Consider the following 18009-nt stretch of genomic DNA (forward strand, 5'->3'; position numbering starts at 1 on the left):
GTTTTCTGTATAGGAAAATGTTCTGTGTAGAAAAGAGCCGACAAGCGCCATGCAAAGCAAAAAGGAGGAGAATGAATGACGATAATAGCCCCGGTAATAACCGTTGATGGTCCGAGTGGTGCTGGCAAAGGAACTCTATGTCAGGCACTGGCTGAGGCATTGAATTGGCAATTACTTGACTCAGGAGCCATTTATCGCGTGCTGGCACTGGCAGCTATTCACCATCAGGTGGATATCAAGTCTGAAGATGCACTGGTTCCTCTGGCTGCAAATCTGGATGTGCGCTTTGTCCCTGCAAACGGCAGGCTCAGGGTTATTCTCGAAGGTGAAGATGTCAGCAATGAGATCCGCACTGAAGCGGTTGGTAATACCGCTTCACAGACAGCAACATTTCCTCGTGTTCGTGAAGCATTACTTCGCCGACAGAGGGCATTTCGTCTTCTTCCGGGGCTGATTGCTGACGGACGTGATATGGGAACGGTTGTTTTTCCTGACGCCCCTGTGAAAATTTTTCTTGACGCAAGTGCGGAAGAACGTGCCCGCAGGCGCATGTTACAGTTGCAGGAAAATGGTTTTAGTGTTAACTTTGAAAGCCTTTTGTCCGAAATACAGGAGCGGGATTTCCGCGATCGCAATCGGGCAGTTGCGCCGTTAGTGCCTGCACAGGATGCCTTAATACTGGATTCAACCAGTATGTCTATCGAAGAAGTTATTGATAAGGCACTGAATTATGCGAGAAATACATTAGCATTAACCGTTTAGTCTGCGTATTTTCGCGTATAATGCTATTGCAACGGCACATCAAGACGATGTATATAGAATTCTGGTATGTGAGTAGTGAAATATGCTGGCATACTAAAACACCTTGTAACAGGGAATAGTTGCGAGGTATGTAAAACAACCCCATTCGGCCGGATGCTAGATGGACGTTAATTTAAAACCTTGAAGATCATTAAAATGACAGAATCTTTTGCTCAACTCTTTGAAGAATCCCTACAGACTATCGAAACTCGCCCAGGTGCAATCGTACGTGGTGTTGTAGTTGCTATCGATAAAGACGTTGTATTGGTCGACGCAGGCCTGAAATCAGAATCTGCGATTCCTGTAGAGCAATTCAAAAACGCTCAGGGCGAGCTGGAAATCCAGGTTGGCGATGAAATCGACGTAGCTCTGGATGCGGTAGAAGATGGTTTCGGTGAGACTATCCTGTCCCGTGAAAAAGCGAAACGTCATGAAGCATGGCTGATGCTGGAAAAAGCATACGAAGAAGCTGAAACTGTTACTGGTATTATCAACGGTAAAGTAAAAGGCGGCTTCACTGTAGAACTGAACGGCATCCGTGCGTTCCTGCCAGGTTCACTGGTTGACGTTCGTCCAGTTCGCGATACTGCTCACCTTGAAGGCAAAGAGCTTGAGTTCAAAGTCATCAAGCTGGATCAGAAACGCAATAACGTAGTTGTTTCCCGTCGTGCTGTTATCGAATCTGAAAACAGTGCAGAGCGTGATCAGCTGCTGGAAAACCTGCAAGAAGGCATGGAAGTTAAAGGTATCGTTAAGAACCTGACTGACTACGGTGCATTCGTTGATCTGGGCGGCGTTGATGGCCTGCTGCACATTACTGATATGGCTTGGAAGCGTGTTAAACACCCAAGCGAAATCGTCAATGTGGGCGATGAAATCACAGTTAAAGTACTGAAGTTCGACCGTGAGCGTACTCGCGTATCTCTGGGTCTGAAACAACTGGGTGAAGATCCATGGGTAGCAATCGCTAAGCGTTACCCAGAAAGTACTCGACTGACTGGTCGCGTAACTAATCTGACTGACTACGGCTGCTTCGTTGAAATCGAAGAAGGCGTTGAAGGTCTGGTACACGTTTCAGAAATGGACTGGACTAACAAAAACATCCACCCATCCAAAGTTGTTAACGTTGGTGATGTTGTGGAAGTTATGGTTCTGGATATCGATGAAGAACGTCGTCGTATCTCCCTGGGTCTGAAACAGTGTAAATCCAACCCTTGGCAGCAATTTGCTGAAACTCACAACAAAAATGATCGTGTTGAAGGTAAAATCAAGTCAATCACTGACTTCGGTATCTTCATCGGTCTGGACGGCGGCATCGACGGTCTGGTTCACCTGTCTGACATCTCCTGGAACGTTGCAGGCGAAGAAGCAGTTCGTGAATACAAAAAAGGCGACGAAATTGCTGCTGTAGTTCTGCAAGTAGATGCAGAGCGTGAGCGTATCTCTCTGGGCATTAAGCAACTGGCAGAAGATCCATTCAATAACTACCTGTCTGTAAACAAGAAAGGTGCTATTGTTAACGGTAAAGTAACTGCTGTTGATGCAAAAGGTGCTACAGTTGAATTAGCTGACGGTGTTGAAGGTTACCTGCGTGCATCAGAAGCTTCTCGTGACCGCGTTGAAGATGCAACTCAAGTTCTGAACGTTGGCGATGCAGTTGAAGCTAAATACGTTGGTGTTGATCGCAAAAACCGCGTAATCAACCTGTCTGTTCGTGCGAAAGACGAAGCTGATGAAAAAGACGCTATCGCTTCTGTGAACAAGCAAGAAGACGCAAACTTTGCTAACAACGCAATGGCTGAAGCTTTCAAAGCAGCTAAAGGCGAATAATCTAAGTCAATAACGGCGGGTAATATTTTCGGTTACGATGATATTACCCGAACACGGTAGTTTAGGGAGGTACCATGACCAAGTCTGAATTAATTGAAAGACTTGCTGAGCAACAATCTCATATGCCGGCTAAAGCCGTTGAAGATGCAGTGAAAGAAATGCTTGATCATATGGCAGAAACTCTGGCCTCCGGTGAACGTATTGAAGTTCGCGGGTTCGGCAGCTTTTCTCTTCACTACCGAGCTCCGCGTGTGGGTCGTAATCCAAAAACAGGTGATAAAGTCGAATTGGACGGTAAATACGTTCCTCACTTTAAACCAGGTAAAGAATTACGCGACCGCGTGAATATCTATGGCGACAGCTAAGATAAAAGTTATTACTTAATTGCTACGGCACCTTAGGGTGCCGTTCTTTTTTATTATTTTTTGTTTTTGCGATTACTCTCTCATCTTCTTAATGTATGTTTTTTCATTTGAAATTAACTTGCGAAGTGTTTCCAAAATAAACTTTATCTGACTGGCCGTATTGCTTATCTTCGAATAGCCTTTCCGCATAAATGGAATTTAAATGCAGGGACAGATACGGATGCAGCAGGCTCTTCAGTTTCTTTTTTCTCCACTCTTTTCTATCTGGAGAAAACCATTATCTATTATCAGCCTAAACCAAGCAGCTATAACAGTTGTATTGGGAATGTTCCCTCTTTTATTACTTCCAGAATTGCCTCAACCACGAGAAATATTGCTCTTATCCGTAGCCGCAATTGTTTTATGGCTGATTTCTTATAAATTAGGCCGACTTATTTCGCTGATATTATGGGGGTTACTTTGGGGATGTTGGAATGGTCACCAAATTCTGAATCAAATAACCTATTTTAGCGATGTGACAAGATCAGCAGTTATTATGGTTGACAGCGTGTCATTAAGCGAAACAGATAGAGATGAGAAGCCGCGTTATAGGGTTAGGTTAATTGAGAGTGATGGAAAATATATTTTTCCTGCTTTATATGCCTCAGTTTTATGGGACCCTTCAATACCGCAAAATTTCCCCAAACCACTTTGTGCAGGCCAAAAATGGTTGGTCACAATGAAACTCAGAGCTGTTCATGCCCAATTAAATCAAGGAGGTTATGATAGCCAACGTTATGCTCTATCAATCCGCCAGCCGCTTAATGGCAAAATTACTAAAGCGAATTTATTGGATGATACTTGTAGTGTAAGGCAGAGATTAATCTATAAACTGATCCCGGAAATACACTCTTTGAAACATTCTGGTATTGCTCTTGCACTTACATTTGGTGAAAGAGCATGGTTGGAGAAACAAACTCGATTATTGTTACAGCAAACGGGAATTGCGCATTTGATGGCGATTTCAGGGTTACATGTTGCGATAGCGAGTTTATTTGGCTGGGCTTTTGCCAGAGGAATTCAGTTCTTGCTTCCCGCACCGTGGGTTGGATTTCGTTTCCCGCTTCTTGTCGGATGGCTAACTGCAATGTTATATGGATGGCTTTCCGGCTGGGGGCTTCCTGCTATCCGGGCAATGTTAGGGTTAACAGTCTGGATTTATTTACGTTGCAGGAATCATTTTTGTTTTTCATGGCAGTGGGTTTTATGGAGTGCTGCGCTGATTTTGCTTTTTGACCCACTGGCAATTCTCTCTGACAGTTTTTGGCTTTCATTCTTTGCAGTTGTAGCACTGTTATTCTGGTTTCATTGGATGCCTTTGCCTGAAAGGGTCCGTTATGGATGGCGCTGGGTCTGGTTGCGTGGATTACATATGCAATCGGGAATGATGCTAATGTTAATGCCGTTACAACTCTTGCTATTTCAGGGGATCAATATTGCATCATTAATCGCGAATTTATGGGCTGTCCCGATAATCTCTTTTCTGACAGTTCCGCTGATTATGTTGATATTATTGAGTGTCTTATTACCTTTTGGCCAGTTTATTCAGCCATTTTTCTGGCAATGGGTTGATTACACTATTTCGTTTGCTTTAATGCCCTTGCCTGCGTTTGTTCATTCATGGACTGAAACAGGCCATATTCCTTTCTTCATCACTTTTGCCGGCTGGATGTCCGTTGTTATCTGGCGTTTTGGCTGGTGGAAATCATATATCGGGCTGTTATTTGCTTTTGCCGGAATGACGTTCTGTTATTTTAAGCGTGATGATGGATACCTATGGCGTTTTTCCATGTTGGATGTTGGTCATGGTTTGGCTATTGTTATTGATAAAGGAGGAAAGGCGATTTTATTCGATACAGGAAACCGCTGGGAGACGGGGAGTATGGCGGAAAAAGTTATCCAGCCTTACCTGCGTTGGCATCAACTAATGCCTGAACAAATTATCCTGAGTCATGATCATCTGGATCATACGGGAGGAATGGAGTACCTGCATAAAAAAAATCCGGATATTCATATTCGCAGCCCTTCCAGTAAATCAGAACATTTACCCTGTGTTCGTGGTGAACAATGGGAATGGCAGGGATTAACTTTTCGGGTTCTCTGGCCACCGGAAAAGGCAGAAAATGTGGGTAATAATCAATCTTGTGTTATCCGCATTGATGATGGACAGTATAGTTTATTATTAACAGGTGATTTGGAGAAACAGGCAGAATATCAGTTGATCAGGCTTGAAAAGGAAAATCTTAATTCGACTGTCTTACAGGTTCCCCATCATGGGAGCAATACTTCCTCTACAGCGGCATTTATACGTAGAGTCAGGCCTGAATATGCTTTAACTTCAGTGGCACGCTATAGTCCTTGGAAACTACCTTCAATAAAAGTAAAGGACCGCTATAAAAATTCAGGAATTCAATGGAATAGCACAGCAGTTTCAGGCCAGATTACTGGTTATGTTTATCATGATCACATTAAATTAGAAAGATACCGACAACAGTTAATGTCACAGTGGTATCATCAGTGGTTTGGTATTCGCGGTGATCATGAGTAGAATAAGCCGCTATTTCTTTTGGTTTTGGTAACTCAATAATGAATGATAAAGACCTTTCTACCTGGCAGACCTTTCGCCGACTATGGCCGATCATCACACCATTTAAGGCCGGATTGTTAGTTGCGGCGGTTGCGCTAGTTATAAATGCTGCCGGTGATACATTGATGCTTTCTTTGTTAAAGCCTTTACTTGATGAGGGATTTGGCAAGGCAGACATGAGTGTATTGAAATGGATGCCACTGGTGGTTATCGGGCTGATGCTTATGCGTGGCATATCTGGGTTTGTATCAAGTTATTGTATTTCCTGGGTTTCCGGTAAAGTTGTGATGCAGATGCGCCGTCGTTTGTTCAACCATATGATGGGCATGCCAGTCGCCTTTTTTGACCAGCAATCTACGGGGACGCTACTTTCCCGTATTACCTATGATTCAGAGCAGGTTGCATCTTCCTCCTCCGGTGCGCTGGTGACTGTTGTCAGGGAAGGGGCATCAATTATCGGCCTTTTTGCACTGATGTTTTATTACAGTTGGGAACTGTCTTTGATCCTGATTGTTATTGCTCCGATTGTTGCGGGAGTTATTCGTCTGGTTTCTGTACGTTTTCGTCGTATCAGTAAAAATATGCAAAACAGTATGGGAATGGTGACAACCAGCGCAGAACAAATGCTGAAAGGCCACAAAGAGGTTTTAATCTTTGGTGGTCAGAAAGTTGAAACACAGCGCTTTAATAAAGTCAGTAATCATATGCGTCAGCAGGGGATGAAAATGGTTTCCGCTGATTCGGTTTCAGATCCTATTATCCAGCTTATCGCTTCATTTGCTCTGGCATTTATCCTGTACGCTGCCAGCTTTCCGGAAATTATGGGCGCACTGACTGCGGGTAAAATTACAGTTGTATTCTCATCCATGATTGCTTTAATGCGCCCGCTGAAATCACTGACTAACGTTAATGCACAATTCCAGCGTGGTATGGCAGCCTGCCAGACGTTATTCACTATTCTGGATATGGAGCAGGAAAAAGATGACGGAAAGCGTGAAATTAAAAAAGCGAAAGGTGATCTTGAATTCCGTGATGTGACTTTCTGTTATCCAACCAAAGATAATCCTGCGCTGAAAAATATTTCTATGGAAATTCCGGCAGGCAAAACTATTGCTTTGGTCGGGCGTTCTGGTTCGGGTAAATCAACAATTGCCAATCTTCTGACCCGTTTTTATGACGTCAGTGAAGGAAGTATTTCGCTGGATGGTCATGATTTACGTGAGTATACATTATCTTCTTTACGTAATCAGATAGCGCTGGTATCGCAAAACGTACATTTGTTCAATGATACCGTGGCTAACAACATAGCTTATGCCAGCGAAGGCCAGTTCAGTCGTGAAGAAATTGAACGTGCGGCAGAAATGGCTTACGCAATGGACTTTATCAAGAAACTGGATAACGGCCTTGATACTATGATTGGCGAGAATGGCGTCCTGCTTTCTGGTGGGCAACGCCAGCGTATTGCCATTGCCCGTGCTTTACTGCGTGATTCTCCTATCTTGATTTTGGATGAGGCAACTTCGGCACTGGATACGGAATCTGAACGCGCGATTCAGGCTGCACTGGATGAATTGCAGAAAAACAGAACTTCTCTGGTAATTGCACACCGCCTTTCTACTATTGAAAGTGCTGATGAAATTATTGTTATTGAAGATGGCAATATTATTGAGAGAGGCAATCATACCGTTCTGTTGGAGAAAAATGGTGCATATGCTCAGCTTCATCGAATGCAGTTTGGCCTATGATTGAGCACATTTGGTCGGGTCGTTCATGGCTCTATATCCTGTTATTACCACTATCAGCCCTTTATGGGCTGGTGAGTGGCTTACGTAAGCTGGGCTATAAGTCAGGGTTATTCCGTTCATGGAAAGCCTCCGTTCCTGTTGTCGTCGTCGGTAATTTAACTGCCGGAGGCAATGGAAAAACACCGGTAGTTATCTGGCTGGTGGAACATTTACAGCAGAAAGGTTATAGAGTAGGTGTTGTTTCCCGTGGTTATGGCGGGAAATCTGAACATTACCCTTTGCTGGTAACGGATGAGGTAACTACTGGTCAGGCAGGTGATGAGCCGGTTTTAATTCATCGCCGCACAGGTGCCCCAGTTGCAGTTGCGCCAAAACGCATTGATGCAGTCAAAAAACTATTGGCGCATTCCTCCCTTGATATTGTTATCACAGATGACGGCCTTCAACATTATGCTTTGCGGCGTGATTATGAAATCGTTGTGATTGATGGTGCTCGCCGTTTCGGTAATGGTTATTGGTTACCGGCAGGGCCGATGCGGGAGCTTTCAGGGCGATTAAATACTGTAAATACCATTATCGTTAACGGTGGAACAGCAGAAACTGGTGAATTACCGATGACGTTAAAAGGAGAAATGGCCGTTAATCTCCTGACCGGAGAAAAGCGAAAAATCAGCGGTATTCCCAATGCAGTTGCAATGGCGGGGATTGGTCATCCACCTCGTTTTTTTGCTGCATTGCAGCAATTAGGCGTAGATTTGCAGGCGACACATGCATTTGCTGATCATCAGGCTTATGAAAAGGTACAGCTATTAGCTTTAACCAATACTGGGCAGAATTTACTGATGACGGAAAAAGATGCTGTCAAATGTGGCCGGTTTGCGCAGGATAATTGGTGGTATTTACCGGTATCAGCTTACTTTCCGGAAGCTCAGGAGGAAAAGTTTCTGGATGAAATTTGTGGCTTAATCCCTCAGCCGATAAAGGGAAAAACATAACGGCAGTTATTCTCGGATTTGTGTCTTTTATTTCATGAAGCTCAGAATATTGCCGGTAACGCCGTAACGTCAGGCAAATATTAAATAAAACAACAGAGTTAACGGTGATACATCGCTTGTGGTATTCTGAGCCACATTAAACTTCAAAAACCCGTCATTTGGGGGATGTATGGATCACCGTTTACTCGAAATCATCGCTTGTCCGGTATGTCATGGCAAACTCAGCTACGATAAAGAAAATTTTGAGCTGATTTGTAAAATTGACCGTCTCGCTTTTCCTTTCCGTGATGGTATTCCTGTGCTGCTGGAGCATGAAGCACGTGCTTTACCAACAGAGGAAAAGAAATAATTTATGTTTACAGTCATTATCCCCGCACGTTTTGCTTCATCCCGCCTGCCCGGAAAGCCGTTGGCTGATATTCATGGTAAGCCGATGATTGTGCGGGTTATGGAGCGTGCTATCCGTTCCGGTGCCAGTCGCGTGATTGTAGCCACAGATAATCAGGCTGTTTTTGATGCAGTCACTGCTGCGGGTGGTGAAGCCTGTATGACCAGTGAAAATCATCATTCAGGCACAGAGCGTCTGGCAGAGGTTATTGATAAATACCAATTCGCTGATGATGAGATTATTGTCAATGTTCAGGGTGATGAGCCTCTTATTCCTGAGCAAATCATCAAACAGGTTGCTGATAATCTGGCGGGGAGTGATGCCGGTATGGCAACACTTGCTGTTCAAATCCAGAATGCAGAAGAAGCCTTTAATCCGAATGCCGTAAAAGTGGTTATGGATGCACAGGGTTATGCGCTCTATTTTTCTCGTGCAACTATTCCGTGGGAGCGGGATCGTTTTATGCACTCCAAAGAGACTATCGGGGATAATTTCCTGCGTCATATTGGGATTTATGCATACAGAGCCGGGTTTATACGCCGCTATGTGCAGTGGGAACCCAGCCCACTGGAAAATATCGAAATGCTCGAACAATTACGAGTACTTTGGTATGGGGAAAAAATTCATGTAGCGAAGGCATTACAGGCTCCGGGAGCTGGGGTCGACACACCGGAAGATTTGGAAGCAGTCAGAAAAACTTTTGCGGCCTGATACAAAAAATAACAAAACAGAGTAATAGCAATTAGGCGATTAAGTTCGCCTAATTTTTTCCGACTACTCAGCAACAACCCGTATAATTAATTCCTACTCTCACTCTTTTCATTTTTATCTGTACCGGAAGGTTTAATTGCCTGCCAGATACTACCCAGAGTTTCATACCATGCCCGCTCCGTGTGAGAAAAATAATGGGGTGACGGAATATATTTTTCCCAGTTATACAGTGGCGTTGTGACTGCTAGCTGATTTGCCGGGCCGGGAATAGGGTGCATACTACGTTGTTCAAAGAATTTCAGTGAACGGGCCATATGGTTTGCGGATGTAACCAGAATAAAAGGTTGCTGGCCAATAACCTTTTCGACTTCGGCTGCTTCTTCCTCTGTATCCAGCGGATTTTTTAATGCTATCGTGTCAGCTACAGGAACCCCCAGTGATTGTGCTACCATAGCCGCGATTTCAGCACTGCTGATTGAATTAACCCCCTTACCACCGGTAAAAATCATTTTAGCGCCGGGGTTAAGGCGGTATAAGCGAATACCTTCGGTTACTCTGGGCAGGCTATTGCTGATAAGGTTGGCACTGGGTGCCCATTTGGGGTTATAAGTGAAGCCGCCGCCAAGAACAACAATGTATTTTACCGCAGGTGCGTGTATCGCATCTGGCTCGTAACGTTGAGTATATTTTCCTTCGACAGGGAGTAGTAAGTTATCTGCAACAGGCTGTAAACTCAATAAAAGCAGGGTAAGCCAGCTTAGTGAAAGAATTGTTTTCCCTGTTTTTTGCCATCGGGTAAACCACAGCAGGAATAAAGCGACGAAAGCGATTAAAATGATTAAAGGGAGCGGCATTAATAGCGCACCAACGTATTTTTTTAGCAGAAATAGCATCAACTGGCCTTAATCTGATTGAATTATCACCGCACAGGGGTAAATTCAAGGGTAAAAGTAGTGAATTTACCGATTACTGTGCCAGAATAACGGTAGTAAAAATAGCACTAGGCACTATCTATACACAATGGATTTCAAGATGCATCGCGGCGGCAAGGGAGCTCATCTCCAGGAGCATAGATAACTATGTGACCGGGGTGAGTGAGCGCAGCTAACAAAGAGGCAACTTGAAAGACGAAGTGTATATACTGAATAGACCCTATAAATACATCAATAGATACATAAAGCTTAGTTTATTAATGAGGCGTTTTTTCATGCGGGATCGCAATTTCGATGATATTGCAGACAAATTTTCGCGTAATATTTACGGCACCACCAAAGGTAAAATCAGACAAGCCGTTGTCTGGCAGGATATCGAAGAATTGCTGAATCATTTGCCTCAACGATCTTTGCGTATTTTGGATGCAGGGGGCGGTGAAGGGAATATGGCCTGTCAGCTCGCTGAATTAGGCCATCAGGTTATATTATGTGACCTTTCCGAAGAAATGATCCAACGGGCAAAAAGTAACGCTGAAGAGCGGGGAGTTCTTCAGAAGATGCAGTTTATTCAGAGCCCGGTACAGGATATTCATCAACATATTACTCAGCCTGTTGATCTAATCCTATTCCATGCGGTATTGGAATGGATCACCGATCAAAAAGATGTGATAGAAATATTGGGTGATATTATTACGCCCGGTGGTGCGCTCTCATTAATGTTTTATAATGCTAATGGGTTGGTTATGCGCAATGCCATTCTGGGTAATTTTCATTTAGCAACGCCAAATATTCAGCGTCGCCGGAAACGTTCCCTGTCGCCACAGAATCCATTAATACCTGAACAGGTATATCAATGGCTCACTGAACTTAATATGGAAATAGTGGGTAAAACCGGAGTCAGGGTCTTTCACGACTACCTGCAAAGCCGCCAATTGCAAAATACAGATTTTCCGGCGCTGCTTGAGCTTGAACAGCGTTATTGTAGACAAGAGCCTTATATTAGCCTTGGGCGCTATATTCATGTGACAGCACGCAAGCCTACCTTAAAGAGCGAATTATGAGTGAATATTCCCAGACTGTTCCTGAACTTGTGTCCTGGGCCAGAAAGAATGATTTTTCCATTTCGTTGCCACCGGAGCGGTTGGCTTTTTTAATGGCAATTGCCGTACTGAACAATGAACGTCTTGATGGCGAAATGAGCGAAGGAGAGCTGATTGATGCTTTCCGGGAAGTTTGTAAAGGTTTTGAGCAGACTTCAGAAGCCGTGGCGGTCAGGGCAAATAATGCAATTAACGATATGGTAAGGCAAAAGCTACTTAACCGTTTTACCAGTGAACTGGCGGATGGTAGCGCTATCTATCGTTTAACCCCATTAGGCATTGGTATTAGCGACTATTATATCCGTCAGCGTGAATTTTCCACGTTGCGTCTTTCTATGCAGCTTTCCATTGTTGCCAATGAACTACATCGTGCGGCCGAAGCGGCTGAAGAAGGTGGTGATGAATTTCACTGGCATCGCAATGTATTTGCTCCTCTTAAATATTCGGTGGCTGAAATTTTTGACAGTATTGATCTGTCACAGCGCATCATGGATGAGCAGCAAGACAGTGTAAAATCAGATATTGCAGCCTTGCTCAATCAGGACTGGCAGGCTGCTATAGCAAATTGTGAGCAATTATTGTCCGAAACCTCCGGAACTCTGCGGGAGCTTCAGGATACTCTGGAGGCAGCGGGCGATAAATTACAGGCTAATCTGCTGCGGATCCAAGATGCCAACATGATGAGTGGCGGTTCTGAACTGGTGGATAAGCTGGTTTTTGATCTACAAAATAAACTTGACCGCATTATTAGCTGGGGACAGCAATCCATCGATCTCTGGATCGGTTACGACCGACATGTCCACAAGTTCATCCGGACAGCGATTGATATGGATAAGAACCGCATTTTTGCCCAGCGTCTCCGCCAATCTATCCAGAATTACTTTGATAACCCGTGGGTGCTGAATGTTGCCAGTGCAGAGCGTCTGCTGGATATGCGTGATGAAGAACTGACATTACGCAGTGAAGAAGTCATGGGTGAATTGCCACCAGAAATGGAATACGAAGAATTTAATGAAATTCACGAGCAACTGGCGGAAATGGTAGAACAGGCACTGGCAATTTACCAACAGGCTAAACTCCCTCTGGATTTGGGCGCTGTATTGCGTGATTACCTTGCCAAATATCCACAAAAACGTCATTTTGATGTTGCACGTATTCTGGTGGATCAGGCAGTACGACTGGGCGTTGCAGAAGCAGATTTCTCTGGGTTGCCAGCGGAATGGTTAGCGATTAATGATTACGGAGCCAAGGTGCAGGCACATGTCATCGACACATATTGAACAATTTATGCCAGTTAAACTGGCTCAGGCATTATCCAACACACTTTTCCCAGAATTAGACAGCCAGCTTCGTTCAGGGCGTCATATTGGAATGGATGATCTTGATAATCACGCTTTTCTGATGGATTTTCAGGAAGAGCTGGAAACATTTTACTCGCGTTATAACGTCGAATTGATCCGTGCACCAGAAGGTTTTTTCTACCTGCGGCCGCGTTCAAATACGCTGATCTCCCGCTCTGTTTTATCTGAGCTGGACATGATGGTGGGTAAAATTCTGTGTTACCTCTATCTCAGCCCGGAGCGCTTATCTAATCAGGGAATATTCACTTTTCAGGAACTGCATGAAGAGCTGTTGTCACTGGCTGATGAAAACAGACTGATGAAATTGGTGAATCAGCGTTCAACCGGTTCAGATTTGGATAAACAAAAACTACAGGAAAAAGTACGCACTTCCTTGAACCGCCTGCGTCGTTTGGGGATGGCCTATTTCCTACAAAATGACAGCAATAAATTTATGATTACCGAAGCGGTATTTCGTTTCGGTGCAGATGTACGTAGCGGTGATGATCCACGTGAAGCTCAGTTACGGATGATCCGTGATGGAGAAGCAATGCCAGTGGAGAGCAGTTTATCGCAGGAAGGTAATGAACACGAAGAAGCACCAACGGATTCAGCTGCAGGTGCGGAGGATGAACAGTCATGATTGAACGCGGTAAATTTCGCTCACTGACACTCGTTAACTGGAACGGTTTTTTTGCCAGAACATTTGATCTTGATGAACTGGTAACGACTTTATCCGGCGGTAACGGCGCAGGTAAATCCACAACGATGGCGGCATTTGTCACCGCATTAATTCCGGATTTAACACTACTGCATTTCCGTAATACGACGGAAGCAGGTGCAACCAGTGGCTCCCGTGATAAAGGCCTGCACGGTAAACTGCGGGCAGGTGTCTGCTATTCTATGCTGGACGTGGTCAATTCCCGCCACCAGAGAATTATTGCTGGTGTACGTTTACAACAAATCGCAGGGCGAGATCGAAAAGTTGATATCAAGCCCTTTATGATTCAGGGTGTCCCTGCTTCAATACAGCCAACACAACTATTGACTGAAAACATCAACGAGCGTCAGGCGCGGGTTCTGCCACTGAATGAACTGAAAGAGCGCGTCGAAGAAATGGATGGTGTTCAGTTCAAACAATTTAATTCCATCACTGATTACCATGCCCTGATGTTTGATTTGGGGGTGATCCCGAAACGCTTACGTTCTGCCAGTGATCGCAGCAAGTTTTATCGCCTGATAGAAGCATCGTTGTATGGTGGTATTTCCAGCGCGATTACACGTTCATTGCGTGACTACCTATTACCAGAAAATAGCGGAGTCAGAAAAGCATTCCAGGATATGGAAGCCGCTCTGCGTGAAAACCGTATCACACTGGAAGCTATCCGCGTCACTCAATCTGACCGTGACCTGTTTAAGCACCTTATTACCGAAGCGACAGCTTATGTTTCTGCTGACTATATGCGCCATGCCAATGAACGTCGCATTCATCTGGATGAAGCGCTGGCTTTACGCAGAGAACTGTTTGGCAGCCGGCGGCAGTTAGTGGCGGAACAATACCGCCATGTAGAAATGGCGCGGGAACTGACAGAACAAAATGGCGCATCCTCTGATCTGGAAATGGATTATCAGGCAGCCAGCGATCATTTGAATCTGGTTCAGACAGCCATGCGTCAGCAGGAAAAAATTGATCGTTATCAGGCTGATATCGAAGAGCTGACTTATCGATTGGAAGAACAGACCGAAGTCGTTGAAGAAGCGAAAGAGATGCAGGTGGAATATGAAGTTGCTTCTGAGGCCGCAGAACAGGAAGTTGATGAATTAAAAAGCCAGCTTGCTGATTATCAGCAGGCACTGGATGTTCAGCAGACCCGCGCTATTCAGTATCAACAGGCACTGCAAGCGCTGGAGCGAGCTCGTGAGCTTTGTCAGCTTCCTGAGTTATCGGCAGAGAATGCTGATGAATGGCAGGAAACTTATCAGGCCAAAGAACAACAGGCAACCGAAACACTGTTAGCACTGGAACAAAAACTCAGTGTGGCTGATGCTGCTCATAGTCAGTTTGAGCAGGCTTATCAGTTGGTGAAAAATATTGTTGGTGAGGTCAGCCGTAGTGAAGCATGGCACAGTGCCCGTGAAGTTTTACGTGAATGGTCATCTCAGCGCCATCTGTCAGATCGTGTTCAACCGCTACGTATTCAGTTGGCTGAGCTGGAACAGCGTCTTAACAGCCAGCAAAATGCAGAACGCATGCTGGAAGAATTCTGTAAGCGTCATCAGCAGCAATATCAGCCAGAAGATTTGGAAATGTTGCAGGGTGAGTTAGAAGCTCAGCTGGAAGAATTAAACCTGACTGCTAATGAAAGCGGTGAATCTCGCATGCAGGTGCGTCAGGAACTCGAACAACTTAAACAGAAAATACAGGCGCTGACTACCCGTGCGCCAGTCTGGTTGGCAGCACAGGAAACACTGGACCAGCTTTGCGAGCAGAGCGGTGAGAATTTTGAAAACAGCAATGATGTCACGGAATATATGCAGCAATTGCTGGAGCAGGAACGTGAAATCACTGTTGAACGTGATAATGTCTCGACACAGAAACGTGAACTGGAAAAACAGATTGAACGGCTGAGCCAGCCAAGTGGGGCGGAAGACAGCCGTTTGCTGGCTCTGGCGGAACGTTTCGGTGGGGTTTTGTTGTCAGAAATTTATGACGACATCACCATTGATGATGCACCTTATTTCTCTGCGCTCTACGGCTCAGCACGTCATGCGATTGTTGTACCGGATCTTTCATTGGTACGCCCACATCTGGAAGCATTAGAGGACTGTCCGGAAGATCTCTACCTGATCGAAGGAGATCCACAATCGTTTGATGATAGTGTGTTTGATTTTGAAGAGCAGGAAAATGCTGTTCTGGTTAAATCCTCTGATCGTCAGTGGCGTTATTCCCGCTATCCTGAAGTCCCTTTGTTCGGGCGAGCGGCAAGAGAAAATCGTCTGGAAGCGCTCAGTCTGGAGCGTGATACGCTGGCAGAGCGTTATGCAACACTCTCATTTGATGTGCAGAAAATCCAGCGTGCACATCAGGCCTTCAGCCGTTTTGTCGGTAAACACTTATCGGTGGCATTTGATAGCGATCCGGAATTGGAAATCCGTACTCTGAACTATCGGAGAACAGAGCTGGAGCGAGAACTGTCACAATTTGAGTCCCGCACACAACAGAATCAACAAAAACTGGTTCAGGTAAAAGAGAGCCTGTCTGTACTCAATCGGTTGATCCCACAAATTACGATTTTGCTGGATGAAACCCTGACTGATCGGGTGGAAGCTGTACGTGAAGAAATGAGCGAAGCACAGGATGCGGCTCGTTTCCTGCAACAGCATGGCAATACCCTGAATAAACTTGAACCGATGGTATCGGTTTTACAAAGTGATCCTCGCCAGCATGAGCAATTGCAGCGGGATTATGAAATGGCGAAACACAGTCAAATCAAAGCCAAACAACAGGCGTTTGCCCTGACTGAAGTTGTACAGCGCCGTGTGCATTTCAGTTACAGCGATTCAGCCGGAATGCTCAGTGAAAATAGTGACCTGAACGATAAATTGCGTCAGCGTCTTGAACACGCAGAATCTGACCGCAGCCGTGCCCGTGAGCAACTTCGTCAGCAGCAATCACAAAGTGCTCAGTTTAGTCAGGTTCTGGCTTCCCTGAAGAGTTCTTATGACACCAAGCAGGATATGTTGAAAGAACTAGAACAGGAGATGAAAGATATCGGTGTTCAGGCTGACGCTAATGCGGAAAATCGTGCCCGTGAACGCCGTGATCAGCTTCATGCCGCAGTACAGGCCAATCGTTCCCGAGTCAATCAGCTTGAGAAGCAGATCGCATTCTGTGAGGTGGAAATGGAAAACCTCCAGAAGAAACTGCGCAAATCAGAACGTGATTATTATCAGAAACGTGAGCAGGTTGTATCCTCTAAAGCAGGTTGGTGTGCTGTGATGCGGATGGTGAAAGATAATGGTGTTGAACGCCGTCTTCATCGCCGTGAACTGGCTTACATGGATGCTGATGCACTACGTTCAATGTCGGATAAAGCACTGGGTGCCCTGCGTCTTGCCGTAGCAGATAATGAACATTTACGTGATGCGTTGCGTCTGTCTGAAGATCCAAAACGTCCTGAGCGTAAGATTCAGTTCTTTGTGGCTGTTTATCAGCATCTGCGTGAGCGGATCCGTCAGGATATTATCCGTACTGATGATCCGGTTGATGCGATTGAGCAGATGGAAATCGAACTTGCGCGTTTAACCGAAGAGTTAACGGCACGTGAGCAAAAACTGGCGATCAGTTCTAAGAGTGTGGCTAATATCATCCGTAAGACTATTCAGCGTGAGCAGAACCGTATCAGAATGCTGAATCAGGGATTACAAATGGTCTCCTTCGGTCAGGTAGGCGGTGTGCGCCTGAATGTGAATATACGTGAAAGCCACGCTGTTTTACTGGATGTGTTGTCTGAACAACAGGAACAACATCAGGATCTGTTTAATAGCCAGCGTTTGACCTTCTCAGAAGCAATGGCCAAACTTTATCAGCGCTTAAATCCACAAATTGATATGGGGCAGCGTTTACCTCAGACAATTGGTGAAGAATTACTGGATTATCGTAATTACCTTGAATTAGACGTTGAGGTGAACCGTGGCTCAGATGGCTGGCTAAAAGCGGAAAGTGGAGCGCTTTCCACGGGTGAGGCCATTGGTACAGGGATGTCGATTCTGGTTATGGTAGTGCAGAGCTGGGAAGAGGAATCCCGTCGTCTGCGTGGCAAAGATATTTCCCCATGTCGTTTGCTATTCCTTGATGAAGCAGCGCGTCTGGATGCGAAATCTATCGCCACACTGTTTGAATTATGTGAACGCTTACAGATGCAGCTGATTATTGCCGCACCGGAAAATATCAGTCCGGAGAAAGGAACTACGTATAAATTAGTACGTAAGATCTTTAATAATCAGGAACATGTGCATGTTGTTGGTTTACGTGGCTTTGGGCAGGAAACTCCGGCTATTGAACAGCGGCAGGAACAGGCTCAGGCGATATTCTGAAAATAATTTCTCTCTGAGTGAGTAAGTTAAAGCCGTCATTGATTATATGACGGCTTTTTAATTTATGAAGATAATAATC

Annotated in this window: 13 protein-coding genes; 12 read left to right on the plus strand and 1 reads right to left on the minus strand. The window is 45.0% G+C overall.

Translation table 11 applies throughout. The annotated features are described in order from the left end of the window. Positions 1–75: 75 nt before the first annotated feature. From cmk to kdsB, 8 genes are all read left to right on the plus strand, one after another. Positions 76–762, plus strand: coding sequence for a (d)CMP kinase (cmk, locus tag AACS92_RS07160; RefSeq protein WP_099110698.1), 687 nt, complete (start codon positions 76–78; stop codon positions 760–762). Positions 763–957: 195 nt separating this feature from the next. Beyond that, positions 958–2631 (plus strand): 30S ribosomal protein S1, encoded by a 1674-nt coding sequence (rpsA, locus tag AACS92_RS07165; protein WP_099110699.1) that lies wholly within the window; start codon positions 958–960, stop codon positions 2629–2631. A gap of 74 nt (positions 2632–2705) precedes the next feature. After that, positions 2706–2996 carry an integration host factor subunit beta gene (gene ihfB / locus AACS92_RS07170; protein ID WP_099110700.1) on the plus strand — a complete coding sequence of 97 codons (291 nt, stop codon included), beginning with the start codon at positions 2706–2708 and terminating at the stop codon, positions 2994–2996. 202 nt (positions 2997–3198) lie between these two features. Beyond that, the gene (locus AACS92_RS07175; RefSeq protein ID WP_241537970.1) at positions 3199–5583 is read left to right on the plus strand and encodes a ComEC family protein; all 2385 of its coding nucleotides are present in this window, start codon (positions 3199–3201) and stop codon (positions 5581–5583) included. Positions 5584–5618: 35 nt separating this feature from the next. Beyond that, positions 5619–7367 carry a lipid A ABC transporter ATP-binding protein/permease MsbA gene (gene msbA, locus AACS92_RS07180; protein WP_099110701.1) on the plus strand — a complete coding sequence of 583 codons (1749 nt, stop codon included), beginning with the start codon at positions 5619–5621 and terminating at the stop codon, positions 7365–7367. Continuing rightward, positions 7364–8362 (plus strand): tetraacyldisaccharide 4'-kinase, encoded by a 999-nt coding sequence (gene lpxK, locus AACS92_RS07185; protein ID WP_099110702.1) that lies wholly within the window; start codon positions 7364–7366, stop codon positions 8360–8362. Before msbA ends, lpxK begins: the two co-directional genes overlap by 4 nt. Before the next feature lie 169 nt (positions 8363–8531). Further along, a complete protein-coding gene (locus AACS92_RS07190) occupies positions 8532–8711 on the plus strand; it encodes a Trm112 family protein (protein WP_099110703.1) in 180 nt (59 codons plus the stop codon). A gap of 3 nt (positions 8712–8714) precedes the next feature. Beyond that, positions 8715–9461: a 3-deoxy-manno-octulosonate cytidylyltransferase gene (kdsB, locus tag AACS92_RS07195; RefSeq protein ID WP_099110704.1), complete on the plus strand. Its 747-nt coding sequence runs from the start codon at positions 8715–8717 to the stop codon at positions 9459–9461. An 86-nt stretch (positions 9462–9547) separates the two neighbouring features. Here the strand turns inward: kdsB and elyC are convergent, their stop codons facing one another. Continuing rightward, a complete protein-coding gene (elyC, locus tag AACS92_RS07200; protein WP_099110705.1) occupies positions 9548–10354 on the minus strand; it encodes an envelope biogenesis factor ElyC in 807 nt (268 codons plus the stop codon). 314 nt (positions 10355–10668) lie between these two features. Between elyC and cmoM the strand changes: the two genes are divergently transcribed. The 4 genes from cmoM to mukB are packed head-to-tail and all read left to right on the plus strand — an operon-like array spanning position 10669 to position 17930. Further along, entirely contained in the window at positions 10669–11454 is a 786-nt protein-coding gene (gene cmoM, locus AACS92_RS07205; protein ID WP_099110706.1) for a tRNA uridine 5-oxyacetic acid(34) methyltransferase CmoM, read from the plus strand. Next, entirely contained in the window at positions 11451–12773 is a 1323-nt protein-coding gene (gene mukF / locus AACS92_RS07210) for a chromosome partition protein MukF (RefSeq protein WP_099110707.1), read from the plus strand. Before cmoM ends, mukF begins: the two co-directional genes overlap by 4 nt. Then, positions 12754–13476 carry a chromosome partition protein MukE gene (mukE, locus tag AACS92_RS07215; protein WP_099110708.1) on the plus strand — a complete coding sequence of 241 codons (723 nt, stop codon included), beginning with the start codon at positions 12754–12756 and terminating at the stop codon, positions 13474–13476. Before mukF ends, mukE begins: the two co-directional genes overlap by 20 nt. Further along, on the plus strand, positions 13473–17930 hold the full coding sequence (mukB, locus tag AACS92_RS07220) for a chromosome partition protein MukB (RefSeq protein ID WP_099110709.1): 4458 nt from the start codon (positions 13473–13475) through the stop codon (positions 17928–17930). The genes mukE and mukB overlap by 4 nt, the downstream gene beginning before the upstream one ends. Positions 17931–18009 lie beyond the last annotated feature (79 nt).

Origin of the sequence: Xenorhabdus sp. KJ12.1 (assembly GCF_963876495.1) — a bacterium.
Taxonomy (GTDB): Bacteria; Pseudomonadota; Gammaproteobacteria; order Enterobacterales; family Enterobacteriaceae; genus Xenorhabdus; species Xenorhabdus stockiae.

Excerpts from the sequence above, each read along its gene's own strand:
- ihfB (WP_099110700.1), top strand. The coding sequence starts at position 2,706 with ATGACCAAGTCTGAATTAATTGAAAGACTTGCTGAGCAACAATCTCAT.
- AACS92_RS07190 (WP_099110703.1), top strand. The coding sequence starts at position 8,532 with ATGGATCACCGTTTACTCGAAATCATCGCTTGTCCGGTATGTCATGGC.
- AACS92_RS07175 (WP_241537970.1), top strand. The coding sequence starts at position 3,199 with ATGCAGGGACAGATACGGATGCAGCAGGCTCTTCAGTTTCTTTTTTCT.
- mukB (WP_099110709.1), top strand. The coding sequence starts at position 13,473 with ATGATTGAACGCGGTAAATTTCGCTCACTGACACTCGTTAACTGGAAC.
- kdsB (WP_099110704.1), top strand. The coding sequence starts at position 8,715 with ATGTTTACAGTCATTATCCCCGCACGTTTTGCTTCATCCCGCCTGCCC.
- lpxK (WP_099110702.1), top strand. The coding sequence starts at position 7,364 with ATGATTGAGCACATTTGGTCGGGTCGTTCATGGCTCTATATCCTGTTA.
- elyC (WP_099110705.1), bottom strand. The coding sequence starts at position 10,354 with ATGCTATTTCTGCTAAAAAAATACGTTGGTGCGCTATTAATGCCGCTC.
- cmoM (WP_099110706.1), top strand. The coding sequence starts at position 10,669 with ATGCGGGATCGCAATTTCGATGATATTGCAGACAAATTTTCGCGTAAT.
- mukE (WP_099110708.1), top strand. The coding sequence starts at position 12,754 with ATGTCATCGACACATATTGAACAATTTATGCCAGTTAAACTGGCTCAG.
- mukF (WP_099110707.1), top strand. The coding sequence starts at position 11,451 with ATGAGTGAATATTCCCAGACTGTTCCTGAACTTGTGTCCTGGGCCAGA.
- cmk (WP_099110698.1), top strand. The coding sequence starts at position 76 with ATGACGATAATAGCCCCGGTAATAACCGTTGATGGTCCGAGTGGTGCT.
- rpsA (WP_099110699.1), top strand. The coding sequence starts at position 958 with ATGACAGAATCTTTTGCTCAACTCTTTGAAGAATCCCTACAGACTATC.